Annotated in this window: 25 protein-coding genes; 3 read left to right on the forward strand and 22 right to left on the reverse strand. The window is 44.3% G+C overall.

Features of this window, described 5'->3' with window-relative positions:
* The first annotated feature begins 18 nt into the window (after positions 1–18).
* Positions 19–1,023, forward strand: a complete 1,005-nt coding sequence (locus tag KNL20_RS10685) for a LacI family DNA-binding transcriptional regulator (RefSeq protein ID WP_230397737.1) — start codon at positions 19–21, stop codon at positions 1,021–1,023.
* A gap of 20 nt (positions 1,024–1,043) precedes the next feature.
* Positions 1,044–2,459, forward strand: coding sequence for a glucuronate isomerase (gene uxaC / locus KNL20_RS10690; RefSeq protein WP_230397738.1), 1,416 nt, complete (start codon positions 1,044–1,046; stop codon positions 2,457–2,459).
* Between the two features lie 66 nt (positions 2,460–2,525).
* On the opposite strand, the gene KNL20_RS10695 is transcribed toward uxaC, so the two are convergent.
* From KNL20_RS10695 to murA, 18 genes are all read right to left on the reverse strand, one after another.
* Positions 2,526–2,693: a hypothetical protein gene (locus KNL20_RS10695; protein ID WP_230397739.1), complete on the reverse strand. Its 168-nt coding sequence runs from the start codon at positions 2,691–2,693 to the stop codon at positions 2,526–2,528.
* Between the two features lie 114 nt (positions 2,694–2,807).
* The gene (gene atpC, locus KNL20_RS10700; protein WP_230397740.1) at positions 2,808–3,242 is read right to left on the reverse strand and encodes an ATP synthase F1 subunit epsilon; all 435 of its coding nucleotides are present in this window, start codon (positions 3,240–3,242) and stop codon (positions 2,808–2,810) included.
* Positions 3,243–3,257: 15 nt separating this feature from the next.
* Complete coding sequence (gene atpD / locus KNL20_RS10705; protein ID WP_230397741.1) at positions 3,258–4,664, reverse strand: F0F1 ATP synthase subunit beta; 1,407 nt, start codon at positions 4,662–4,664, stop codon at positions 3,258–3,260.
* A 9-nt stretch (positions 4,665–4,673) separates the two neighbouring features.
* Positions 4,674–5,567: an ATP synthase F1 subunit gamma gene (atpG, locus tag KNL20_RS10710; RefSeq protein WP_230397742.1), complete on the reverse strand. Its 894-nt coding sequence runs from the start codon at positions 5,565–5,567 to the stop codon at positions 4,674–4,676.
* A gap of 6 nt (positions 5,568–5,573) precedes the next feature.
* Entirely contained in the window at positions 5,574–7,082 is a 1,509-nt protein-coding gene (atpA, locus tag KNL20_RS10715) for a F0F1 ATP synthase subunit alpha (protein ID WP_230397743.1), read from the reverse strand.
* A complete protein-coding gene (atpH, locus tag KNL20_RS10720) occupies positions 7,069–7,590 on the reverse strand; it encodes an ATP synthase F1 subunit delta (protein ID WP_230397744.1) in 522 nt (173 codons plus the stop codon). Before atpH ends, atpA begins: the two co-directional genes overlap by 14 nt.
* Complete coding sequence (gene atpF, locus KNL20_RS10725; protein WP_230397745.1) at positions 7,571–8,074, reverse strand: F0F1 ATP synthase subunit B; 504 nt, start codon at positions 8,072–8,074, stop codon at positions 7,571–7,573. The genes atpH and atpF overlap by 20 nt, the downstream gene beginning before the upstream one ends.
* A gap of 49 nt (positions 8,075–8,123) precedes the next feature.
* Entirely contained in the window at positions 8,124–8,342 is a 219-nt protein-coding gene (gene atpE, locus KNL20_RS10730) for an ATP synthase F0 subunit C (protein ID WP_331468170.1), read from the reverse strand.
* An 85-nt stretch (positions 8,343–8,427) separates the two neighbouring features.
* Positions 8,428–9,138, reverse strand: a complete 711-nt coding sequence (locus KNL20_RS10735) for a F0F1 ATP synthase subunit A (protein ID WP_230400096.1) — start codon at positions 9,136–9,138, stop codon at positions 8,428–8,430.
* A 312-nt stretch (positions 9,139–9,450) separates the two neighbouring features.
* Positions 9,451–9,966, reverse strand: a complete 516-nt coding sequence (locus tag KNL20_RS10740; RefSeq protein ID WP_230397746.1) for a transcription repressor NadR — start codon at positions 9,964–9,966, stop codon at positions 9,451–9,453.
* 136 nt (positions 9,967–10,102) lie between these two features.
* Complete coding sequence (gene sigG / locus KNL20_RS10745; protein WP_230397747.1) at positions 10,103–10,879, reverse strand: RNA polymerase sporulation sigma factor SigG; 777 nt, start codon at positions 10,877–10,879, stop codon at positions 10,103–10,105.
* Positions 10,880–11,036: 157 nt separating this feature from the next.
* Positions 11,037–11,735, reverse strand: coding sequence for an RNA polymerase sporulation sigma factor SigE (gene sigE, locus KNL20_RS10750; RefSeq protein WP_331468363.1), 699 nt, complete (start codon positions 11,733–11,735; stop codon positions 11,037–11,039).
* A gap of 55 nt (positions 11,736–11,790) precedes the next feature.
* Complete coding sequence (locus tag KNL20_RS10755; protein WP_230397749.1) at positions 11,791–12,648, reverse strand: sigma-E processing peptidase SpoIIGA; 858 nt, start codon at positions 12,646–12,648, stop codon at positions 11,791–11,793.
* Between the two features lie 127 nt (positions 12,649–12,775).
* On the reverse strand, positions 12,776–13,528 hold the full coding sequence (gene aroD / locus KNL20_RS10760) for a type I 3-dehydroquinate dehydratase (protein ID WP_230397750.1): 753 nt from the start codon (positions 13,526–13,528) through the stop codon (positions 12,776–12,778).
* Between the two features lie 28 nt (positions 13,529–13,556).
* On the reverse strand, positions 13,557–14,420 hold the full coding sequence (locus KNL20_RS10765; protein WP_230397751.1) for a shikimate dehydrogenase: 864 nt from the start codon (positions 14,418–14,420) through the stop codon (positions 13,557–13,559).
* 118 nt (positions 14,421–14,538) lie between these two features.
* Entirely contained in the window at positions 14,539–15,684 is a 1,146-nt protein-coding gene (gene ftsZ / locus KNL20_RS10770) for a cell division protein FtsZ (protein WP_230400097.1), read from the reverse strand.
* Between the two features lie 179 nt (positions 15,685–15,863).
* On the reverse strand, positions 15,864–16,718 hold the full coding sequence (locus KNL20_RS10775) for a cell division protein FtsQ/DivIB (RefSeq protein ID WP_230397752.1): 855 nt from the start codon (positions 16,716–16,718) through the stop codon (positions 15,864–15,866).
* Positions 16,715–17,995, reverse strand: a complete 1,281-nt coding sequence (gene murA / locus KNL20_RS10780; RefSeq protein WP_230397753.1) for a UDP-N-acetylglucosamine 1-carboxyvinyltransferase — start codon at positions 17,993–17,995, stop codon at positions 16,715–16,717. Before murA ends, KNL20_RS10775 begins: the two co-directional genes overlap by 4 nt.
* A gap of 111 nt (positions 17,996–18,106) precedes the next feature.
* On the opposite strand from murA, the gene KNL20_RS10785 reads away from it, so the two are divergent.
* Positions 18,107–19,183 (forward strand): FtsW/RodA/SpoVE family cell cycle protein, encoded by a 1,077-nt coding sequence (locus KNL20_RS10785; RefSeq protein WP_230397754.1) that lies wholly within the window; start codon positions 18,107–18,109, stop codon positions 19,181–19,183.
* Between the two features lie 56 nt (positions 19,184–19,239).
* On the opposite strand, the gene KNL20_RS10790 is transcribed toward KNL20_RS10785, so the two are convergent.
* From KNL20_RS10790 to KNL20_RS10805, 4 genes are all read right to left on the reverse strand, one after another.
* Positions 19,240–19,437: a hypothetical protein gene (locus tag KNL20_RS10790; protein WP_230397755.1), complete on the reverse strand. Its 198-nt coding sequence runs from the start codon at positions 19,435–19,437 to the stop codon at positions 19,240–19,242.
* A complete protein-coding gene (gene murD / locus KNL20_RS10795; protein WP_230397756.1) occupies positions 19,434–20,609 on the reverse strand; it encodes a UDP-N-acetylmuramoyl-L-alanine--D-glutamate ligase in 1,176 nt (391 codons plus the stop codon). The genes KNL20_RS10790 and murD overlap by 4 nt, the downstream gene beginning before the upstream one ends.
* Positions 20,610–20,630: 21 nt before the next feature.
* Positions 20,631–21,590, reverse strand: coding sequence for a phospho-N-acetylmuramoyl-pentapeptide-transferase (mraY, locus tag KNL20_RS10800; protein WP_230397757.1), 960 nt, complete (start codon positions 21,588–21,590; stop codon positions 20,631–20,633).
* 139 nt (positions 21,591–21,729) lie between these two features.
* A complete protein-coding gene (locus tag KNL20_RS10805) occupies positions 21,730–23,490 on the reverse strand; it encodes a peptidoglycan D,D-transpeptidase FtsI family protein (RefSeq protein WP_230397758.1) in 1,761 nt (586 codons plus the stop codon).
* Between the last annotated feature and the right edge of the window lie 84 nt (positions 23,491–23,574).

A 23,574-nucleotide genomic window follows, 5' to 3' on the forward strand; every position in this document is an offset into this window, starting at 1 on the left:
AAAAAAGGATCTGAACACATGAATATATACGACATTTCTCAAAAAGCCGGGGTGTCCATCGCAACAGTATCCAGAGTTTTAAATAATAATAAAAATGTCAGCGAAGGGACTCGCCAGAAGGTTCTGACCGTTATGGAAGAAGAGGGGTACCAACCCAATGCATTTGCCCGTGGGCTCACCCTCAACACCATGAAGACGGTGGGTTTGCTTTGTGCGGATTCTTCTGACCCGTATCTGGGCAGTGCAATCAATTATCTGGAACAGGATCTTCGTACCCACAGCTATGACTCTCTTCTATGCTGCACCGGCTACGAACATTCCCAGAAAGAAAAGTGTCTGGATATGCTTTTATCCCGCCATGTAGATGCACTTGTACTGATTGGCTCTAACTTCATAGAACGTACCACCGGGAGAAATGAATACCTGCTCCGAGCAGCCTCGCAGGTTCCTCTCATACTTTTAAACGGTCTTCTGAAAGGTGAAAACATATATAACTCTCTCTGTGACGACAAAGAAGCGCTCTTTAATGCTACGACGCGAGCCTTAAAAAGCGGATGCAAAATTCCAATTTTCCTGTATCGTGCAGACTCCTTCAGCGGGCTCAGGAAAAAAGAAGGATTTCTGGAAGGATTGAAATCTGAAAGACTGACCTGCTCCGACCATCAGATTGTAATGTACAATGGGTCTTTAAAGGAAGTGCAGAATCTTTTGCTGGATTTACACAAAAAACTTCCCTTTGACGCAGTTCTGACTTCGGATGATGAACTTGCCATAGGTGCGGTAAAGTTTGCCAAAGCAGCCGGTCTTACAGTTCCCGGCGACTTATCCGTCGTGGGCTATAACAATTCCATGCTGTCAGTCTGCTGCGACCCGGAGTTAACGAGTATCGATAATCGCCTGGAATATCTTTGCAATACATCTGTCTCTCTTCTAATGAATCTGCTGGATGGAAAAAGCGCACCTGATAAGACTATGGTGTCCGCAGATATCATTATACGGGATACCACAAGGAAAAACTTTTAAACAGATAAGGAGGACTACCCATGAAACCATTTTTAGACAAGGATTTTCTGCTTTCCACACCAACGGCAGAAAAACTGTACCACGAATACGCAGAGCGTATGCCGATTCTGGATTATCACTGCCACATCAACCCACAGGAAATTGCTGAAAACAAACAATTCGATAACATTGCAGAGGTATGGCTGGGGGGTGATCATTATAAGTGGCGCCAGATGCGTTCCAATGGTGTGGATGAGAGATACATCACCGGAAATGCCAGTCCCAAAGAAAAATTCCAAAAGTGGGCTGAGACCTTGGAGAAAGCCATCGGGAATCCCCTGTATCACTGGAGCCATCTGGAGCTTAGAAGATATTTTGGCTATGAAGGAGTCTTAAATGGCGGCACGGCCGAAGAGGTCTGGAACCTGTGTAACAAAAAACTCCGTTCACCTGAGATGTCTGTGCGCGGATTGATTCAGATGTCATGTGTCACCTTGCTGTGCACTACCGATGACCCTGTAGACGATTTGCACTGGCATCAGGTGATAAAAGCAGATGATACGTTCAATGTAAAGGTTCTTCCTGCATGGCGGCCGGATAAGGCCATGAATCTGGAGGCTGACAGTTATCCGGAGTACCTGAAGCAGCTGTCTCTGGTCAGCAGTGTTGCAATCGAAGACTTTGCTTCTTTAAAAGAAGCGCTATGCAGGCGTATGGATTACTTCGCAGAGAATGGCTGTTCCGTATCCGATCATGGATTGAGTTATGTCTACTATACGCCGTCTTCTGAAGAGGATGTGAACGATATTCTTATAAAACGTTTGAATGGCAGGGAAGTAACTTCAGAAGAACAACTGAAATTTAAGACTGCATTCATGCAGTTTGCAGCAAAAGAATACCATCGCCGCAGCTGGGTAATGCAGATTCACTTTGGATGCAAACGGAATAATAACACTTTAATGTTCCGAAGACTTGGGTCCGATACTGGCTACGACTGTATTGATAACTACGCTCCTGCCGCAGCCACGGCGGATTTTCTGAATTCACTGATTGAGACGGATCAGCTGCCCCGAACCATCCTGTATTCTCTGAATCCAAATGATAATGCCTATATAGGTTCATTAATTGGATGCTTTCAGGATTCCTCTGCAGCCGGAAAGCTTCAGCAGGGAAGTGCCTGGTGGTTCAACGATCACAAGCAGGGCATGACGGAGCAGATGACCTCTTTGGCAAACCTTGGACTGCTCGGAAATTTTCTCGGCATGCTCACGGATTCCAGGAGCTTTCTGTCCTATACAAGGCATGAGTATTTCCGGAGAATTTTATGTGAAATGATTGGAAGTTGGGTGGAGAATGGAGAATATCCTGAAGATTACAAGGCCCTTGAAAAAATTATCAAAGGTATCTCTTATAACAATGCGATAAGGTATTTTTCATTTCCACTGAAAGAAATGTAACAGACCTCCGACTGAAGTTTCCAAAAAAGACGTCTATCTTCCAGAGATAAACGTCTTTTTCTGCTCCTACCATACATGCTCATCTTTTAGCCGCTGTACCAGTTTTTCATATTGGATATCTTTATCCTTCTCAAATCTTCTGGCAACCTCTTGTGGAATCTCCGGTATCATATCAACTATCTTTTCTTTCCCGTCCTTATTACCCGAAATCTCTTCCTTAAGTTCCTTATTCATCCTATCCTCCAATAAAGCTTTCCTTTTTCTGTGCAGATTTCCTTTGCTTTATTATATAATAATTCATCCGGGATTACAACAGGAACAAAAGTACAAAAATTAAATTTATCTCAGTTATTTTCTGTTAATATTATTCGTTCCGGTAACGCGCAGTCTGGTCATCGCTCTGGCCAGCGATGCCTGGGTGTGATAATACTCCTGTATACTTTGCTTCTGCCGCAGCTGTTCCTCTGCACGTTCTCTGGCTTCCTTGGCACGCAGGATATTAATCTCCTCCGGACGCTCCGCAAAGTCCACAAGTACGGTCATACGATTGTTGATTACCTGAGCAAATCCATTGCCCACTACCGCCGTATGCCACACGCCATCCAATGTATGGTATCTCAGTTCTCCGGTCTGCACTGCCACCATCGTATCCGCATGATGTGCCAAAATTGAAAACTGACCATCCACTGCTGGCAGAATTACGTTGTACGCCTTGCCTTGACAAAAAACTTTATCAGCAGCCAGAATCTTCAGGTAGAATGAATTTCTTTCTTTCTCAGCCATATCATTTCACTCCTGTCAGGCTTTTGTTGTCTGGTCCATCATTGTTTTTGCTTTCTCTATGACATCATCCACACCGCCCACATTAAAGAACGCATTCTCCGGATATTCATCCATTTCACCGTTAATAATCATCTTAAATCCACGGATGGTCTCCTTCAGCGGAACGTATTTACCGGAAACCCCGGTAAATGTCTCTGCCACATGGAAAGGCTGTGAAAGAAACTTTTGGATTTTACGGGCACGATACACCGTATTCTTATCCTCATCAGACAGCTCTTCCATACCCAGAATTGCGATGATATCCTGCAGCTCTTTATACTTTTGCAGAATCGCCTGTACCGCACGTGCAACCTCATAATGTTCTTCACCTACCACATCGGCCTCAAGAATACGGGATGTGGATTCCAGCGGATCCACCGCAGGATAGATTCCCTGCTCCACTATTTTTCTGGAAAGCACAGTCGTGGCATCCAGATGTGCAAACGTTGTAGCCGGAGCAGGATCTGTCAGATCATCCGCCGGTACGTATACTGCCTGCACCGAAGTTACAGAGCCATTTTTTGTAGAAGCGATCCGCTCCTGAAGTTCACCGACATCCGTAGCCAGTGTAGGCTGATAGCCAACTGCTGAGGGCATCCGGCCCAAAAGCGCAGAAACCTCAGAACCGGCCTGTACAAAACGGAATATGTTGTCAATGAACAACAATACATTCTGGTGCTCCTCATCACGAAAATACTCTGCCATCGTTAATCCAGTCTCGGCTACACGCATACGCGCTCCCGGGGGCTCATTCATCTGACCAAATACCAGTGCCGTCTTTTCCAGTACACCGGATTCTTTCATTTCACACCAGAGGTCATTTCCCTCTCTGGAACGCTCCCCTACGCCGGTAAAGATTGAATATCCGCCATGCTCCGTAGCAATATTCGTAATCAATTCCTGAATCAACACAGTTTTTCCCACACCTGCACCGCCGAACAGACCAATTTTACCACCCTTTGCATAAGGAGCAAGCAAATCAATTACCTTGATTCCGGTTTCCAGAATCTCCACAACAGGACTCTGCTCTTCAAAGGAAGGAGGATCCCTGTGAATAACCCAATGCTGTTCTTTCTCCAGGCTTTCTTCTCCATCGATGGTATCACCCAGTACGTTGAACAAACGTCCCAGTGTTTTATTTCCAACCGGTACGGAGATTCCCGCTCCTGTTGAAATCACTTCCATGTCTCTGTGAAGTCCTTCACTGGCCGCCAGCATAATACAGCGCACTGTATGATTCCCTATATGCTGGGAAACCTCCATTACACATTTCTGATCCCCATTTTGTACAGTAAGCGCATCTTTAATGGCCGGAAGATCCTGGTTTTCAAATTCCACATCTACAACAGGTCCCATTACCTGCACAATCTTGCCTATATTCATAATAACCTCCTACTCCTTTTTCTGTGCCCGGGCCCCGCCGATTACTTCCGTGATTTCCTGGGTAATAGCCGCCTGTCTTGCGCGGTTATACGCAATAGATAATTCAGACAACATTTCCCTGGCATTGTCCGTAGAGGACTGCATTGCCATCATCCTGGAATTCTGCTCACTGGAATAAGATTCCACCAGAGCACCGTAAATCATTCCCGTAATATAGTTGGGAACAGTCATATTCAGCACATCATCCGGGGAAGGCACCATCCGGATATCCTCCTGATGTGTACCTGCAAGTTCTGCGGAAACTTTCTGCTGAAATTGCCCTTTCTTCAGTGGCAGGAGCTGCATCGTATGGGTTTCCATGGAAACAGAATTCTCCATCTGTGTATATATGATATACACCTCGTCCAGTTCTTTTCTATTATACATATCGACAATCTGTTCTGATATGACCCTTGCACGATGCATGGTAGGTTTCTGAACGGTAAAGTGAAACTGGGTTTCAATCTCAAATCCATGTTTCTGAAAATACTGTCTGCCAAGTTCTCCCAGTACAAACAATTTTTTCTGTCCCTCACCGGCCAGCTTTTCTTCTGCCCTCTTCACTACATTGTGATTATAGGCCCCTGCCATACCCTTATCTGAAGTGACAACTATAATTCCGATTTTTCTGTCTTTTTGCCGTACAGCAGAGCGCATATCAAAATACTTGTGTTCCAGTTCCGGCATGTGACGGAGAATACGGGTAATGGCATATTGCAGGGTGTAGAAGTAGGGTTCTGTATCTTCCAAAGCCTTTTTTGCTTTTTTAAGATTAGAAGAAGAAATCATATACATAGCATTTGTAATTTTCATTGTATCCTGAATGCTCTTGATTCTGTCCTGTACTTCCTTAATATTCGCCATGATTTATCACCTGCTCTTATCTTTAAACTCAGCTGCCACCTGAACAATCTTTTCAATCAAAGCATCAGAAAGTGCCTTGTTTTCCTCTATTTCCTGGCCTATTTCCGGATAGTCACGTGCAAAGTAATCCAGCAGTTCCTTCTGATACGCCTTAATTTTTGCTGCCTCTACATGCATCATCTGTTTATGTGTCGCCGCAATCAGCGTAATTACCTGCTGATTCAACGGTAACGGATTGGAAAGCGGCTGTTTTAACAATTCCATAAGCGTTTTTCCATACTGCAGCTGTTCCTTGGTTGCATCATCCAAATCTGATGAGAATTGGGTGAATACCTCCATCTCACGATATTGTGCCAGGTCAATACGCACACTGCCGGATGCTTTTTTCATGGCTTTTGTCTGTGCAGCACCACCTACACGTGAAACAGAAAGTCCTACATTGACGGCCGGGCGCATACCCGAATTGAACAAATCACTTTCCAGGAATATCTGGCCATCCGTGATGGAAATTACATTGGTTGGTATATATGCTGACACATCTCCGGCCTGTGTTTCAATTATCGGCAGTGCTGTGATGGAGCCTCCACCCAGTTCTTTACTTAACTGGCTGGACCTCTCCAATAATCTGGAATGCAGGTAAAATACATCTCCGGGATAAGCCTCGCGTCCCGGTGAACGCTCTAAAAGCAGGGAAAGTGCACGATATGCTACCGCATGTTTTGACAAATCGTCGTATATAATCAGCACATCTTTCCCTTTATGCATAAAGTACTCAGCCATCGCGGTTCCGGAGTAAGGGACGATGTACTGCAAAGGTGCACAATCACTTGCTGTGGCAGAAACTACGATTGTATAATCCATAGCATCGTGTTTCGTAAAGGTATTCACAAGTTTTGCAATTGTGGAGGCCTTTTGTCCGATTGCCACATAGATGCAGATTACATCCTTTCCCTTCTGGTTCAGGATTGTATCTGTAGCGATAGAAGTTTTGCCGGTTTGACGGTCACCGATGATCAGTTCCCTCTGGCCACGGCCAATCGGGAACATGGAATCGATAGCCAGTATTCCTGTCTCCATTGGTGTATCTACGGATTTTCTGTCAATGATTCCGGGAGCAGGCTGCTCCACCGGGCGAAAACCATCTTCCTTAATTTCCCCTTTTCCATCTATAGGCGTTCCTAACGCATCCACGACGCGTCCGATAAAATTATCACCTACCGGTACGCCCGCCTTTCTGCCCGAACGAGCTACCCGGGTTCCCTCCCTGATTCCGGTCTCCCGGCCAAAGAGGATAACGCCGATCTGATGACGCTTGATATCCTGCACCATACCCTTAAGGCCATTTTCAAATGTAACGATTTCCCCATACATGGCATGGTCGATTCCGTATACAGTTGCAATGCCGTCGCCTACGTAGATGACGGTACCAGTCTCCTGGTCTTTGGCGACGGCGTCGTAATTCTCTATTTCCTCTTTCAGAATCGATATGATTTCTTCTGAATTAATTGAACTCAACTCGTTCACCTCTTTTCATATTGGATGCCAGCTGCTGCATACGTCCACGAACACTCCAGTCAAACTCCCGGCTGCCCGTCCGTATAATAAAGCCACCCAGCAGTTCCGGAGCGTGTACCATGGTTAACTCCACCTCACCGGCACCGTATTTTCTGCAAAGAAACTTCTCAATCCGCTCTCTTTGTTCCTCTTTTGGTTCTGTGACATAATACAAGGATGCAGATAAGATATTTCTTTTCTTATTTCTATAATCGTGATAAGCCTCTAACACATCCTTTAACATGCTAATCTTGTGGTTATCACACATTTTTTTCAGAAAGTTAACGATTTCTTCCGGGAATATCTTACTGATGATGCTATGCCTGACATCCATAGATATCGTGGGGTTTGTAAGTATTTCCGCTACTTCAGGAATTTCTTCCCATATCTTTGCCGTATGATTTATGGCCTTCTCATCTATTTCCAGTTCATACAAAACTATGCCATAATTAATTGCGGTCTCTGTCATCACTGTCACCTGCTTTATTCAAAAACTGATCATAGAGCGCCTGGTCGCTTTCTGCCCCTGACTTTTCTCCCAAAATTCTGGATGCTGCCAAGAGAGCAAGGTCTGCCACCTGAGACTCCATCTCATGCTTTGCTTTTTCCCGCTCAAGTTCGATATTATCTTTTGCCTTTTTCATCAGGCTGCCAGCCTCACTGTTCGCCTGGCTGATAATCCGTTCATATTCGAACTGCGCATCTTTCTTCGCTTTTTCTATCATCTGGTCGGACTCATCCTGCATCGATGCGATTTTTTCTTCATACTGGCTTTTTAATTCCAAAGCCTCTGAATTCTTTTGCTCCGCATGCTGCATCTGTCCGTCAATCATCGCCTGACGCTTTTCCTGTATTGCTTTAATTGGCTTAAACAGAAATTTCTTCAGGCAGAGATATAACAGCAGTACTTCGATGACAACACCGGCCATGTTCCAAAAACTTATATTCAGCACTTTGCTGCACCTGCCTTTTTGTTATTGAACTGCTTATATTTCCAGTTTCTTACAATACAAAGATAATCAGAAGGCCGATTACAAAACCATAGATAGCGGTTGCCTCTGCAAGCGCTGCGCCCAGCAGCAAAACCTTGGAAATTTTACCTTCCGCCTCCGGCTGCCTTGCGATGGACTCTGTTGCCTTGGCTGTTGCCAAACCGATACCAATACCTGCTCCAATTCCTGTAAATGCTGCGATTGCTGCTCCAATTGCTACTAAACTCATGATTTTTCTCCTTTTCACTCATCGTTTTTTCAGGTGCGGATGGAATCGTATTCTTCCCGCTGCCTGTCTGCATGTTTTTCTATTGTTACGCTTCAATCTGTTCACTGATAAATAAAGACGTTAACAGACAGAACACGTAAGCCTGAATCACTCCATCAAAAATATCAAAATACAAGCTGAATGGAAATGGCAGCAGTATCGGACATACACCCTTTATCAGTTCCATAACCACAAATGCTCCAACCACGTTGCCAAATAATCGCATACACAGAGAAACCGGCCGGATAGCGATCTCCAGAATATTGATTGGAGTAATCAATGCCATCGGATGGGCAAAGCTTTTTATCCATCCCCCTACTCCACTGGCATGAATGCCGGCATACTCGATCACAATAATACTCATAATCGCCAATGCCGCTGTCACGTTGATGTCTTTCGTCGGTGGTTTGAATCCTAAAAGTCCAATCAGATTCGAAACAGTGATGAATATGATTATTGTCATCATATAGGGAGTATAACGCTTCCCTTTCTCACCCAACAGATCCCGGAAAAAGTTCTCAAGCCAATCGATACCAGCCTCAACCATCAATTGTTTCTTCCCCGGATTTTCAACCCGCAAATCGTGGGTCAGCCATATGGACATCAAAATCAGTACCGCCATGATGATCCATATAACTACCGTGGATTCCAATACTGGAATACCACCGAAAACCGGAATGGTAAATACCGTGTCACAGTTAATCTGACGAAGTAAATCCTCTTTAAATGCTTCCGTTTTTCTCCCTCCCTTCTTAATTTAACGCACTTACGTTACTGCTAAAATTTGAATTTGTCAACAAAAATCGAATTCTATATATCAGACAATTACTTTGCGAAAAAATTGTTTATATCATACAAATCGGTTACAAACCCTGGTCGGGAAATTTATAATTTTTTAATATTTCAGAAGGTGTTTTTACAAAAATAGAACTTTCCTGAAATTTTTTTTAATGTTTTTTTTATTTTTACATGTATTTTTGTCTATTTATTAACCAAAAAAGAGATATCTCTGTTTCAATCCATATAAGAACTGAAAAAGATATCTCCTTTTAGTATGCATATAAATACTCTATTCTATTCGCCGCACTTGAAATCCATGTTCCCCAAGTGCCTGCTCAATGCTGTCCAGAACCTCTTTTGACTCTGCCAGAACTGTATGGCAGTGAACCCCACTGGTTACTTTGTTCAGGGGGCTGGATTTCCCGCTTCTGATTCCTTCCATGAACCGGGAAACCTGAAGTCTGGAACTGACATTCAAATCAGCACGTATCTCTCCATAAACCTCATGATTCACAAAAACATCTTTTACAATGCCTCCACAGTCCACAACTGTATTCAGTTCTTCCTCCATCTGATCGTCCGTATGCCTTACGCAAAATACTCTTGATGACTGATTTGGACCCTTCAGAATATATCCTCTGTTCGTAGAGATGATATCATAATCCGCCGCGCGAAGCAATGCGATATCCTGTACGATAACCTGCCTGCTCACCTGAAATATTCCGGCCAGTACTGTCCCTGACAGAGGTTTATCACTATTTTTGATTTGATTCAGAATCTCAATTCTACGGTCTTCGCCCCTCATTTTATCAACTCCTGTACAAATTGTAACAGTTACGTTTCATGATGATTAAAACTGTTACAATATCACTGATTTGATTTATTATACCATAGATTGATTCCGACTACAAATACTGAACTGTAGCGATTTTATACTCTTTTCAACTCAAATAACTTTTCATACTGCGTAATGCGCCCTTTTCCAATCTGCTGACCTGGGCCTGTGAGATACCAATTTCTTCGGCAACCTCCATTTGTGTTTTTCCCTCAAAAAAACGTAGGTTTACAATATACTTTTCTCTTTCATTTAATCTGTTCATGGCATCCTGAAGAGCGATATCCTCCACCCAGTTCTCCTCTTTATTTTTTTTGTCACTGATTTGATCCATGACATATAAAGTGTCTCCTCCTTCGGTATAGACAGGATCATAGAGACTCATCGGGTTTTGAATTGCATCCAGTGCATAGACAATCTCTTCTTTCTCCATCCCAATCTCCTCGGCAATTTCCATAATTGTCGGCTCCCTGAGATTTTTCTTCATATATACTTCACGTGCGTAGATTGCTTTATATGCTGTGTCACGTAGGGATCTGGAAACGCGGATAGCATTATTATCCCTGAGATAGCGGCGTATTTCTCCGATAATCATCGGCACCGCATAGGTAGAGAATTTTACATTCAATGATGTATTAAAATTATCAATTGCTTTAATCAACCCGATACAGCCAATCTGAAAGAGATCATCGGCATTCTCATTGCTGCTGGAAAAGCGCTTGATTACACTTAAGACCAGTCTTAAATTCCCCTTAATGTATCGCTCTCTGGCTTCTTCATCCCCATCTTTTACCTTCAGAAGCAGATTCTCTTTTTCCTCGTTCGTCAAAATCGGAAGTTTCGCCGTATTCACACCACATATTTCAACTTTATTAAGCGCCATAACAAGAATCCTCCTATCAATGATAATCACCACTCTAATAAAATGATTCTCATTCTCACGTCTTGCTATGCGTTTTCAGATGAAATTTAATAAAATTTTAGCCCTTGACAAAGTGATTGAATTTAAAGTTACTACTCAGCCATAAGTTCAGTTTCGCTTATTCATACTTTACAATTTCACGTTTCAGCTGTTTCATAATTCTTTTTTCGAGTCGTGAAATATAGGACTGGGAGATTCCCAGCATATCCGCAACCTCTTTCTGCGTCTTTTCTTTCCCTTCCGGCATATTAATACCGAAGCGAAGCTTTACAATTGTCTGCTCCCGGTCACTGAGCTTTCCTATCGCCTTCCCCAGAAGCTTCTTTTCAACCTCATCTTCAATTCCCCTGTATATAATATCTTCATCGGTACCCAGAATGTCAGACAACAGTAACTCATTCCCATCCCAGTCCACATTCAAAGGTTCATCGATGGAGACCTCCATTTTCGTTTTATTATTTCTGCGCAGATACATAAGAATTTCATTCTCTATACATCTGGATGCATACGTTGCAAGTTTAATCTTTTTCTCAACATTAAATGTATTTATTGCCTTTATCAGACCAATCGTACCTATGGAAATCAAATCCTCCACACCAACACCGGTATTATCGAATTTTTGTGCTATATAGACCACCAATCTCAGATTATGTTCGATTAGCTCACTCCGGGCGGTTTCGCTTTCTTTCCCGGACAGTTGGGCAATTGCCCTTGCTTCCTCCTTAGCACATAGTGGTTCGGGCAGGACATCACTCCCCCCGATGTAATACAATTCTCCCGGTCTTTTATACATAACCGTGGAGAACCTGGGCAGCATGCGAAGCCTGAAATGGCTTGGCAGAGTAGCTTGCATCAACATACTCGAATTCCTCCTAACTGTCTATTAGATTTGGGTTCAAAATCATCTGATAGCTCCGGAGAGAAGAACTACAGGTCTTGTCAATTGCGATTACCGGATGGGTAACCAACTTTTGTACATCGCCTTGTTCCAGACATAGATAGTCCAAAACTACGACAGGAAGCAGACCTCCTTCACATCCCACACACTGATAGGGGATATAATGAGGCCGCAGGGCACTCAGCAATTCCGGAGATTCCGGCACACGCTGCGCGCAGAATTCTTCCAGCTCCCTGCCGGCTTCTTCTGACAGCAGTTCTTTTATCAGCGAGATGTCAATGACCGACACATAGCTTTGCAAAGTGGTGTCCCAAAGCATATTGCCTGTATCATACAGTCCCTTTACTCTCTTTACGTTTCCATCCTGACAGAGGGTAACCCGGCAATACCGCTGTTCCCATAGCTTCACCTGATCGTAAACTTTCATAAGAATATAAATCAGCAGATAGCTTACTGCTGCCGTCAGACAGAAGGCTCTCACCCCTGCCGTACCGGTCAGCCGCCGCAGCCATGAAAATGCCAGACCCATACATGCTGTTCCCATATAAAAGAACAGCATACCCTGAACCAGTCGTCTTCCCTCTTTGATTTTGCAGCCAAACCTTACCATTATAGTATTTGCAGCCACAGAAACCAGTGTTGTACTTAACATGTTGTATCGGTAAAGCAATACAAGGCCCACAACTGCAGCCCCGGAACAGGCCGCTGCAGACAGGAGACTCCTCACACGTGTGGCAGAACATCTGAGAAGTTTGTTTGTCATGCGTAACAACGCATAGTTAATCACGAGATTCTCTATGAAATATACATCCAGATAGAATTCGTAAGACACAAAATACCCCCTGTAACCTCATGAGTACTTACTGGAATAACAAGTACTATTATAGGTTCCAGGGGGCATTAAATTTGTCAAAACCTGGGTGTCGAAATTCAAAAAAGTTCGACAGGATTCGCTTGATTTACTTATGTAATAATGAAAAAATCATTCTTATATCATCCAGAGATATCTGTCCGGGGGCCGAAGGCTCACCTACAGAGGCAAAGGTGATGGCTGAACCGAAGGTTCCTCCGCTGATCCTGCTTAAGGTACCCAGATTTCCCATAGACATGGTCACGACGGGTCTGACTGTGCCTGCAGAAACCTGGGAGGTTGCCAGAAGAAGATTCAGCACATCCTTCGGCTCCTGCGGCATCACTGCCAGCTTCAGGATGTCCCCATCCATGTTCTCCATTCCTTTCATCAGTTTTGTCATATCCTCCACAGATGGAGTCGTATCAAAATGGTGGTTTGAAGCCACAACCTTCCCTCTTCTTTGATGGATCTTTTTGATCAGACCTTTTGCATCCAGTCCGTCCCTATATACCTCCACATCAATCAGGTCAGCTATACCTTGATCGGCTGCTGCAAGATTTAACGTTTCGTATGCTTCCGGAGAAATTTCACAATTACCTCCTTCCATGGACGAGCGGAAGGTAAAAAGAATCGGGATTTCCTTAAAAACATCCGAAAGAAGCTCTAGCATTCGAAGACAGCAGCCCTCCTTCAGAATATCTCTGTAATAATCACAGCGCCACTCGACCAAATCAGGGCCGGACCGGGCAATACTTCCGCTCTGCTCCAGAATTTCTTCTCTGCTCACTCCTGTTACCGGCACACAGATCTTTGGTACTCCTTCTCCAATTCGCAGTTTCTTTACTTGTAAACCCATCATGTCCCTCCCGCATATAGAACGTCACGATTCAGTCAAAATACTTTTTCTTGATAATATCCACCGGCATGTCATATCCGGTCCAAATCTTAAAGGCCTCTGCTCCCTGATAAAGCAGCATATACATACCGTTAAAGGTTCGGCATCCTCTCTCTTTTGCCATATGCAGAAGCTTTGTCTCTTTTGGGTTATAAATCAAATCGGCCACAATCAGCTCCGGCACAAATAAAGACGCATCCTCTATAATGGATTCATCAGTCTCCGGCAACATACCAACTGAGGTTCCATTCACCAGAATCCTGCTCCTCCCGATACACTCTTTAAGGCTCTTTTGATCTCCTTGTTCATATAAAACCACTTCACAAGAGGTATCTCCGCACAACCTGTGTGCCAACTTCTCTGTTCTCTGATGGAAACGGCTTTTCTTCCGCAGGAACAGATTAATCCGTTTCACCCCATCCAAAGCCGCCTGTACGCAAACTGCAGTCGCGGCTCCGCCTGCACCCATCAAGGTCATCTCCTGGCCGATAATATCATAGCCTGCATCCTCAACGGAACGCATAAAACCAATTCCATCCGTATTGTATCCCTTCAAAATTCCTTCTTCATGAGTCACTGTATTCACAGCTCCTATCAGTTCTGCCGCCGGTGACAGCCAATCCGCCAGTTCTATCATCTTATTCTTATCCGGCATCGTCAGATTGAATCCCCTGATGCCTGCCAGCTTCAAACCATCCACTGCCGTCTTCAGTCCGTCCTCCTTCACATCAAAGCATAGATAGACATAGTCCAGACCAAGCTGCCGGAATGCTTCATTATGCATGAGCGGAGAAATACTATGTCCTACCGGACTTCCTAACAGTCCTGTAAGCTTTGTATGACCTGTAATGTTCATCTTTCAGTGCCTCCTCGTTTTGTATGTAATCCGGCAGCTTTCCTTGCATACTTTGGTATATAAAACAAGGCAGGCTGCCTTTTAGCTGCACCCTGCCTTATAGTCTTTCACATCATACCTATTTGCGGTTTTTAAGAAAATCCGGAATCTGGATATCTTTTTTTGGTACATTGCTTACTACGGGATTAGAAGATGATGGCTTCTGCTGATTACCGGTCTGCGGCACTGTAAATGTGGGCATCGTAAAGCCTGCATTGTTAAATGCATTCTTTTTCTTGTCATCTGCTGCTTTCTTAGCTGCCGATACACTTGGCTGCTTTGCAGTGGAATCATCCAGTCCTGTAGCAATCACAGTAATCCTGCAGGAATCAGTCAGGGAATCATCATACATTGCACCGAAGATAATATTCGCATTCTCACCTGCCAGGTTCTGAACATAACTCGCGGCATCATTAGCATCCATAAGGGAGATATCACCTGAGATGTTGATGATGACATGGCTGGCACCCTGAATGGTTGTCTCAAGCAGCGGGCTGGATACTGCCTGCTGTACGGCCTCCAGAGCTTTGTCGTCTCCCTTTGCCTCTCCGATACCGATATGTGCAATCCCCTTGTCCGTCATAACCGTCTGAACATCTGCAAAATCCAGATTGATCAAAGCAGGCAGATTAATCAAATCCGTGATTCCCTGGACAGCCTGCTGAAGCACTTCATCTGCCTTTTTCAAGGCTTCCGGCATGGTAGTCCTGCGATCAACGATTTCCAGTAGTTTATCATTCGGGATCACGATTAATGTATCCACATTCTGTTTTAATTTATCAATACCCATAAGTGCATTGCTCATACGGGTCTTTGCTTCAAAGCGGAAAGGCTTTGTTACCACTCCGACTGTCAATATCCCCAGTTCCTTGGCGACACCTGCCACAACCGGAGCTGCACCTGTACCTGTTCCGCCGCCCATTCCACAGGTAACAAATACCATGTCTGCACCTTCCAGAATCTGCTTTATCTCTTCAGCGCTTTCTTCTGCCGCCTTTTCACCAACCTCCGGTTTTGCTCCTGCTCCAAGGCCTTTCGTCAGCTTTTCTCCAATTTGAAGTACAGTGGGTGCCTTACATAAGGTCAGTGCCTGCTTATCGGTATTCACACCGACAAACTCCACTCCCCCTATTGTTTCATCCACCATACGGTTTACTGCATTATTCCCTGCACCACCGACACCGATGACGATTATCTTTGCTGATGACTCTGCTTCATTTGTCATAATTTCTAACAAGGTACTTCCTCCTTCATGGCGTACGCCTATTTCTATTCCCCTCTGGGTACTTTTCACCTTATAATCATTTGTTTGGTTACATATAGATATATAATATCTTTTCTTATAAGATTAATCAACTCTTTTTTTCGATTTCATTGAATTTTTACTTATTTTCCATATCCTGGTTACATCTGATCTTTGTCAAATATGATGTTCTGTGTACCGTATGTAAACTCCTCCAGATGAAGTATCCCTGATTCGCCAGTCAATTTCGGAAGAATTCCGGCTACCCTGGTCATCTTGTCCTCCAGATTTTCGTCCTTTCCAAGGGCTGCTCTAATGTTCCCATAATGCAGCGTAAGCTCATAGTCCTCGCTTACTTCCACACTGTCAGGCACTATCTGATACTTTTCAAACATCCGTGTCAGTCCAAGAATGCTGTTAAATATCGAATCATCCGGGACATCCAGTTTTGTACCGACAGAAGTTTTGTCGAATGTAAGGCCTGTAATCAAAGGTACTTCATCGAGATCCGGATGAAAAGGCTTCGAGGCTTCTTCCTTCAGCGTATCCGGAACAAGCGCAGACTGACTCTTGGCGGAATTATCTGTACTATCACTGGTTCCGGGCTGTTCCTCTTCTGTTTTTTCTTCACAATCCAGAACCATTCCGCTTTTATCGAAGTAATAATATTGCTCCTGCCATTCCACATATCCTATAGGGTATTTTTCACTTACATGAAGTCTGATCGTATTATGATTGAGGTACTCAACATCCACATATTCCATAAATGCAGTGTTGTCAAATAAAATATGTTCCCGAAATGTTGACATCAGCAGGGTATTCCAAGAGATTGGTCCCCGCATCACCATGTTTTTAACCTCGGATTCCGTATAGTGTTTATTTCCAACTACTTGTACATTCTGTGTATAAAATCCTGCACCAAACAGCAGGATACCCAAAAGGATGATCCCGCTGATGGATAGAATTATAAGACGCTTTTGTCTCTTTGGCAACCTTTTCTTCTTTCTTTGTTTCATAGCTCCTCCGTACTCTGCCTGCTGATATTCCCGCCAAGACTGCGGATATCACCGCATATATCCTGATATCCTCTTTCAATATGGCAGATACCTCCGATCCTGGTGATTCCTCTGGCTCCCAATCCGGCCAGAACCAGGGCTGCACCGCCTCTGAGCTCCTCTGCTTTAACCGTGGCTCCGTGTAAATTCTGCCCATTGATTACAGCAACACGTCCCTCTACTCTGACATCGGCACCCATATGCTTAATCTGAAGGGCAGCTTTAAAGCGATCCTCAAATATAGTCTCTTCAATCCTGCTTTCGCCCGGGATGGTCGCACATAGTGTTAAGAGCAAAGACTGCAGATCCGTGGGAAATCCCGGATATTCTTCAGTCTTCAGATAAGGGACGGGACGGTTCAGGTGGCGGCTGTCTGCTATAAGTTTACCACCTTTTACTTCATATTGTCCACCCATTTCCTTATATACACGGAGAAGCGCCTGCATTTCCCCGATCGGCGCATGGGTCAGACGTATATTTCCCCTGGTAACTGCGCAAGCCAGCAGATACGTTCCCGCCACAATCCGATCCGCGGGAACCTCAAAGCAGGTTTCGTGGAGGTCTTTAACCCCTTCTATGTGGATTGTAGCACTTCCCTCTCCCACAATGTTTGCCCCCATGGATCTCAGGAATTGACATAGATGTATGATTTCAGGCTCTCTTGCACAGTTCTCCAAAACCGTTTCACCATCCGCTGCCGCCGCGGCCAGAATCCCATTTTCTGTCGCACCAACACTGCGTTTCGGAAACTTATAATATCCCCCTTTAATTCTGTCAGCCCGGGCATAAATCACTCCATCTTCCACTTCCAGAGCTACACCCAGAGCCTCCAGCACCGAAAGATGCAGATTGATAGGGCGTTCCCCGATTGTACAGCCTCCGGGCCGTCCAACTCTGATTCTGCCCATCCTGCCCAGTAATGCCCCCATTAAAATAATGGAGGAGCGCATCTTATCCGCATACGCTCCCGGTATTACTCCTGTATCTATTTCTTTGCAGTCCACATATAAATCACCGGCTATTCTCCAGACTCTGGCACCAATACTTTGCAGAATCTGTTCCATACACTGCACGTCTGCTATATCCGGACAGCCCTTCAAACAAACACAGCCTTTTTGCAGAACTGAAGCTGCCATCATGGGCAGTACCGCATTCTTTGACCCTTGAATTTGCACTTCTCCGTTCAGAGGAACTCCCCCTTCAATTTGGTATAGGTCCAATGCTTCTGCTCCCGTCAATCTTCTCCCATTATACTATGCAGCATACCTTCTTTTTGACACAGTATTCTTTTCAGCATAGTTTTCCCGGAATTTTCATAAACTAATGAAAAAGACATAAGGCCATGTACGATGAAAAAATCCTCTCGAATTGACTATACCCTGCTTGTCCTGGTTCTTTTACTGGTCGTATGCGGCCTTGTGCTTCTTCTAAGCACCAGTGCTTACAACGGCCGTGTTAAATTTCATGACAGTGCCTATTATTTTAAAAAGCAGCTTTTTGCAACAGCTCTTGGATTTCTGGGTATGTACATAGTTGCTCAAATGGACTATCACCGGCTGCTTAAGTTTGCACCTGCATTATTTTTCCTTGCACATCTGCTTTCACTTGCCGTACTATTCTTCGGAGATGAGTATAACGGTTCCAGGCGCTGGCTCTCTATAGGCCCTCTTTCCTTCCAGCCCTCGGAATTCGCCAAGCTGGCTGTCATCCTGTTCCTGGCCGGTATCATCGATAAAACCAAAAAGAAGACCACCAGCATCTGGTTCATGCTGATGGTCATGATCAGTATTCTTCCCATCGTAGGATTGGTGGGTTCTAACAACCTGAGCACCGCCATTATCATCCTGGGAATTGCTGTCATTACTATCTTCGTTTCTAATCCGCGTTATCTGCCGTTCATTGGTATCGGTGGCGCCGGCATCAGTTTTGTGGCGGTCTTTTTAAGCCTGGAAAGTTACCGGCTCGAGCGTATCTCCATCTGGAGAAACCCGGAGGCCTTTGAAAAAGGCTTTCAGACAATTCAAGGGCTCTATGCAATCGGAAGCGGAGGAATCTTCGGAAAGGGACTGGGAAGCTCTTTGCAAAAGCTGGGATTTGTACCCGAGGCCCAGAATGACATGATATTCTCTATTATCTGTGAGGAAACCGGACTGGTGGGGGCCAGTCTCGTAATTATCCTGTTCACCTTACTCGTCTGGCGGCTGATGGTTATTTCCACACATGCACCGGATTTGCCCGGAGCCCTGATTGCAGCAGGAATTATGGGACACATGGCCATACAGGTAATCCTTAATATCGCAGTGGTGACAAACACCATCCCCAATACAGGGATTACACTTCCATTTATCAGCTATGGGGGAACTTCGGTGTTGTTCCTGCTTGCCGAGATGGGTCTGGCCCTTTCAGTAAGCCGGCAGATGACATGATACCAGGGTTCCAAGGTCATGCGTTTCATACCTGTATGAAACGCATGACCTTGGACTTAAAGTGTGGTGAGATTATAAACGTATTCTTTGAACAGATCCCCGCGTTGTTCGTAGTTGTCGAACTGGCCCCAGCTGGCGCAGGCAGGGGAAAGGAGGACGGCCTGTCCGGGTTCTGCTTTGGAAACGCAGATTTCCACAGCTTCTTTCAAATCGTTAACAAGAAGTATCCGTTCTGCCGGGAATCCCAGGCTCATAGCTGTTTCGGCAATTTTTTCACGGGTTTGCCCCAGCAGGACAAGGTATCTGACTTTTCCGTCAAAAGCTTGAATCCATTCTTCGTAGGAGGAATTTTTATCAAATCCCCTCCAATCAGCAAGGTTGGGCGGTTCATAGCCTGGATTCCTTTGATCGCGGCATCAGGATTGGTTCCCTTGGAATCGTTGTAGTATGCAACACCATTTTTCTCGGTCACATACTCGATTCGGTGTTCTACACCGGGAAAGCTTTGGATCACTTTTCGGATACAATCCATTGGGACACCTGCGCATAATGCCATGGCAGTTGCAACCATTACATTTTCATAATTATGCAGCCCCAGAAGTTTCAAATCATGGATGTTCGTAACTTCGATCCGGGCTTGTCCATCATTAAAGATGATTTTTTCTCCATCCAAGTAGATTCCCTTGTTCAGTGTCCGCAGAGAAGAAAAGTATATAACCTGGGGCTTCACTTTTTCTCCAAAGACCCGAAGCACCTCATCTTCGTAGTTCAGAATACAGAAGTCATCAGAAGTCTGGTTACTGGCAATCTGTTCTTTTACTCTGATATATTCCTCCATTGTGTGATGACGGTTGAGATGATCCTCGGTAATATTGGTAATTGCACTCACTTTCGGATGAAAGGTATCAATGGTCTCTAATTGAAAGCTGCTGATTTCCGCAGCGGTTACGCTTTTTTCCGTTTGATCCGAAACGATATCTGTATAAGGAATTCCAATATTCCCCACAACATAGGTTTCAGGATAGTATGCTTTTATAATTTCCCCCAGCAATGCTGTCGTGGTGGTTTTTCCATTGGTTCCCGTAATCGCCAGCAGAGTTCCCTTTCCACTCTGAAAGGCCAGCTCTATCTCGCCCCAGATGGGTATGTTCTTTTCACGCATCTTTTTAACAATCGGAAGGTCGAGCGGAACGCCCGGACTCATGACCACTAAATCCAATGTATTCAATACAGCTTCCGGCAGCTCACCTAAAATCACCTGTGTTTCCCCGGCATCTTTTATCTTTGCCAGAATATCTTCCGGATCCAGTTTATCATTTCCATCATATATAATAGGGCAGGCTCCCTTTTGCACTAAGAGTCCGGCTGCTCCTGTTCCACTTTTTCCAGATCCGAACACACATACTTTCTTCCCTTGCAAATCCATTGTTTTTCCTCCTCAGTTAATTTAAATTCCCAAAATGGCAATCATGCAAAGTACTGCTGTCACAATGGAAAACACTGCCACAATCTGGGTTTCAGACCAGCCCACCAATTCAAAGTGATGATGAATGGGCGTCATTTTAAATATCCGTTTTCCATGGGTAATCTTAAAGTATGTAACCTGCATGATCACCGATATAATTTCAAACATATAGATAAATCCGATAATCGGCAGAAACAGCGGCATATGAAGCATATAGGCAGTTCCTGCCACAAACCCCCCCAAAGCCAGAGATCCCGTATCTCCCATAAATACTTTGGCAGGAAATACATTGAACACCAGAAATCCTAACAGAGCTCCAATCACTGCACAGATCATGGGCTCAATCCCGCTTTTTTCCCCGATTGCTATTACCATAAAAAAAGTAGACACCATTACAGTTACGCTGGAAGCAAGGCCGTCCAGCCCATCCGTAAAGTTTACGCCGTTGACTGTTCCCAGTACTACAAAGAACAAAAGGGGTATGGCCATCCAGCCCATATCCAGCATCGTACCCGGCATAAATGGAATTTTCATAGCCAGTGATACATCTGTAAAACGTATCATATAGAAGGCAAATACTGATGTGACAATTATCTGGCAGACCATCTTCTGCCCGGGCAGAAGCCCATCTGCTCTTCGCATAACCACTTTTAAATAATCATCCAGAAATCCTATAATGCCGAATCCCAGAGTCAGGAACAGAATCGGAATAATCTTGGGATATTCTTTTACAAAAAGCAAGGCGGTAACTGTGGTAGAAATCAGAAAAATCAGGCCGCCCATCGTAGGTGTTCCAGTCTTATTCAGATGGGATTTCACACCATCTGTACGCTCCGTCTGGCCTATTTTAAGTCTGCGTAACAAGGGTATGATGATTGGTCCCAGCAAGAGGCTTAAGGCAAATGCCACAAGTACAGGGACTACTACAATTTTAAAATTCATACTTTCCTCCATTCGTGTGCGTCTGTCGAAATATAAGTGCTTAACTGTAGTTTTCTCATCTGTGTCTTTTTTATCCACTCATGTAACCAGATATCCTCTAAACAGTATATAGTGTTGAAAAACGTATTGCAAGATTTTTTTACTCCTGTGATATGTCTTCATCAGAGACCATTTCACTTTTTTCTATTCCCATATAGGGAAATACATTCTCAAAAATCCCCCGCATCACCGGTGCAGCTATTGTTCCTCCGTAATACACCCCTTGCGGATTATTTATGATACATACCCCCAGCACCTGCGGATTGTCCGTAGGTGCAAATCCCAGAAATGAGGAGATGTATCGGTTGGCACTTCTTGGCAGTGTCTGCGATGTTGCTGTCTTCCCACCGATCTTATACCCTTCTATATATGCATTCTTTCCTGAACCTTGCGATACAACGGACTCCAGAATCTCATCCACTAACTTTGATGTCTCTTTTGATAAAATGCCCTCTTTTGTCTTATATTTCAGAGTTTCTATCAAGACGCCATCATCATCCATCACATCCACACCGAAATGGGGCGTTATTCTGGTCCCCCCGTTCACAAGCGAGCTGACCGTAGCTGCCAGCTGTATGGGCGTGATTTGAAAACTTTGTCCAAAGGACATCGTTGCCAGTTCTACAGGACCCACATTTTCCTTCTTATGCATAATCGTCCCGGCTTCGCCCGGCAAATCAATACCGGTTTTTTCCATCAATCCAAACTTTTTGAAATACTTATAAAAGTTATCCACACCGAGTCTCAGACCAACATCTATAAATACCGGGTTGCAGGAATTCTGTGCTCCCTGCACGAAGGTCTCCGCTCCATGACCGGTTCTCTTATGGCAGTGAATTCTTCTGTCTTCCACCACCCGGTATCCACCGCAGGAAAAGGTATCCGTCGGGCTTACAACACCTTCCTCCAAACCTGCTGACATGGTAAATACTTTAAATGTAGAACCCGGTTCATAAGTATCGTTGATACATGCATTCCGCCACATCTTGTTACATAGGTCCTGAATCTCTTTTTCACTTAAGGCTGATGTATCTACATTATAATTCAGCGTGAAGGGATCATTCAAATCAAATTCTGGTACATTGACACAGGCATAAATCTCGCCATTTTGCGGATTCATTAATAAAATAGAGACACTGTCTGCCTGCTTTTCCTCCATTACTTTCCGGGCGGCCTGTTCGCAGTAAAGCTGGATATTTCTATCCAGGCTTATACGCAGGTTATACCCGGCTACAGGTTCCACACGACTCTCACCAATCACATCCAGTTCTATACCCCGGGCATCGGTGGTAGTCAGTATCTTTCCATTAATTCCTTCCAATACATCATCATATTTAACCTCCAATCCTATAATTCCCTGATTATCAGAACCGGTAAATCCCAGAACATGAGAAGCCAGCGTCCCATATGGATAATATCTTTTAAAATCCTCATCTACTTTCACCCCACTGTATCCATAGGCACGAATCTTATCTCCCACCTCCTTGTCCACATTCGTCTTTACCCGTTCTATAGAAGATCGTTTTTCTACTCTTTTTCTGGCAGCTTCATCACTGATTCCAAGTTCTTTAACCAGCATATTGATTACGTTTTCCGGTTCTTCGATCTGGCTGTGAATCACAGAGATCGTACATACCGTCTTATTTGCCGCCAGAACTACACCATTGGCATCCAGAATTTTTCCTCTGGCAGCCTTGATATCTCTCTCCCGTTCATGGAGGTCATCCGCTTTTTCTGAATAATAATCCGAACGAAATACCATCAGATATACCAGTCTTCCCACCAGGCCGAAAAGCATAAATGCACAGCAGAAAAATATAATAACTACCTTTTTCTTATTATAAGTCTTATTTTTACGCATAGAGTAACCCCATAGAAACCATTAATAATCTATATGGCAGCTTCCATGGGGTTAGTACTTTAACAATAAGCTTTTTTACTCTTT

It is taken from the genome of Novisyntrophococcus fermenticellae, from assembly GCF_018866245.1.
GTDB lineage: Bacteria > Bacillota > Clostridia > Lachnospirales > Lachnospiraceae > Novisyntrophococcus > Novisyntrophococcus fermenticellae.